At 29.7% G+C, this 2,292-nt stretch carries 2 protein-coding genes; both read right to left on the minus strand.

The window, feature by feature from the left end:
• The coding region (locus ACVCZW_RS13320) for a hypothetical protein (protein WP_452232650.1) at window positions 1-442 on the minus strand (442 nt) is incomplete at its 3' end.
• 160 nt (window positions 443-602) lie between these two features.
• Complete coding sequence (locus ACVCZW_RS13325) at window positions 603-2,162, minus strand: ArnT family glycosyltransferase (protein ID WP_452232651.1); 1,560 nt, start codon at window positions 2,160-2,162, stop codon at window positions 603-605.
• Window positions 2,163-2,292: the final 130 nt, after the last annotated feature.

The raw sequence follows: 2,292 nt of genomic DNA on the forward strand, positions 1-2,292 counted from the left end.
TTAATCCGTTATAAATATAAATCATTATTCCGTTTATAATTAATGGAATTACTATAATTCCAATCAGATATTTTAGGTTTTCAGAATTTCCATATTCAATTCCGATTATAACGTTTCCAATTATCCATAAAATTGAGCTCACAGAAAAAATTCCCAACATCTTTTTTAAATTCCGTTTTAACCTTTCAGCATCTTCAGTTTCATACTCTCTAAATTCAAGTTTTTCATTGTACTCTAATCCGTCTGCGTAAATAGAGTAGAAGAGAAATGAAAACCCAAAAATTATAATCAGCAAAATTTGTCCAATTAAGAATATTGGATTCAACTCGGATATAGATTTTATATATTCCAGCGCTTTTCCAAAAAACAACATTACGAAGAAAAATAAGAGAGCAATCAGCCAACTTTTTGATTCAGTTCGTATGTATTTCTTAATGTTCATCGTTTTTTTCTCAAATTGCTTACGTTTATGTATATGAGCTGTGGCGTGTTTTGGCACGAACTTCTCCAAATATAAACTAACTTTGGGAAATCCAAAGATTTTCCAAATGGGCACAGACCAAGCCATAGCTTATATACGGTGTTAGCGGTAGTGCCTTTATTTATTCAAATATTCTTGTTTTAAATATTTCTTTCATTTTTTCAAAATTCTGTTTTGGTTTTTTACAAATGTAAATTCTTTGATAAAGTTCTTCTTCATTGTCTGCATATGGATTGTAAATTGTTCTTACTAATTTCACTTCGTCAAAATAATCACTAAAAAAATCGCCAACACGATAACTCAAAGTCATAATAGTATTCGGCATTTCTCCTTTTGGTGTCCAACTATAGTAACTGCCGTGATAAGAAAATGCTTTTGGTAAATTATATTTACTGCCTAATAAATTTATTGCACCGGCTTGTCCGTAATGTTTACCCCAAATCACACAATTTTTTCTTTCCGCTAATGGCAAACTGTCGTAAACAGATTTCAAGTCCTGCATCGTTATTTCCCATTTCTGATTAGTATAATATTCATCATACTTTATGGCATATTTCCCACCTTCAATTTCTTTCTTTTCAAATGGATAAATTTTTGTTATATAGCGATTGAAAGAATAAACAGGCATTCCAAATGGGATGAAAACTGAACTTAAAAGTAGTGAAATGGTAATCGGATAAATTACCCACTTTCTTTTGTTTAATACAATTTGTTCCCAAAATATAGCTCCAAAAGGTATAATTGTTAAAACAATTGGGTAAAAATAATACGATTTTCCGTTTTTAAATGAAAGAAAAAGGATTGACAAAATTATAGAAATTGCTAATGGGTGATTTATTGATTTATTGTTTTTAAACAGATAAATAAATGCTGGTACAATAATGAGTAATGATACTATAGGATTAATACCCATCAATAAGTTAGCTGTATTTTGAATTTGGGAAATATTGTCTAATTGTGTTTCATATAAGCGATTAAACATTTGCAAAACAGGAAAGTTATTTGTGTACTGCCAAATTAAATTTGGAAGTAATAACAGAACAACAACAACGATATTTTTCCAAAAATGTAGTTGAAATAGAGCTTGGCGTGTTCGTTTATAGAATAATAATGCAACTAAACCGAATATGAAAAATAAAGCATCATATTTTGTTGTACAGCCTAAAATAACAAATGTGGTTAAATACCATAAACTTCTACTGTCAAGATATTTTACAAACTTTGTTAGTTGATAAAAGCTCAATAACCAAAATAATTGACTGAAAACTACGGGTTGAAAAAGTTGTTGAGAACGACCAAAACTTGGTGCGGTGATGATGCAAAAAAGAGCTAAAAATATTGCTTTATTTTTTCCGCCTAATTCAATTATTGTTTTTGCTACATAGATTACAATTAATAAACTTGCAATATGTGCAAAAAGATGATGAACATAAACCGAATTACTACCAAAAAGGTTTTGGATAAATGCAAAAAGCCCAATCAATGGCGGAAATTCCATATATCCGAAAGCCAAATGTTTGCCAGTTTCAATATGTAATAATTCATCTCCTTGAAACCCCGAATGACTATCTGCAATTAAGTGAAGTGTCAATTTAATAATACAGAAAAAAAGAATTATTAGCTTGGTCTGTTTGTTCATTTTAATCTCTACTTGTTCTTGTTTCGTCGTGGCTGCATTCAAGGTTCTAACGCAACAAACGTTGCTTTTTTTTTAGTTTATACTAAGCTACATTTTTTAGTTCAAAATCCATAATTTCTTGAGGAGTTTTATAACCTATTATTTTCCGAGGTCTATTGTTAAGTTTTTCTTG

This window comes from Lacinutrix sp. MEBiC02595, from assembly GCF_053601555.1.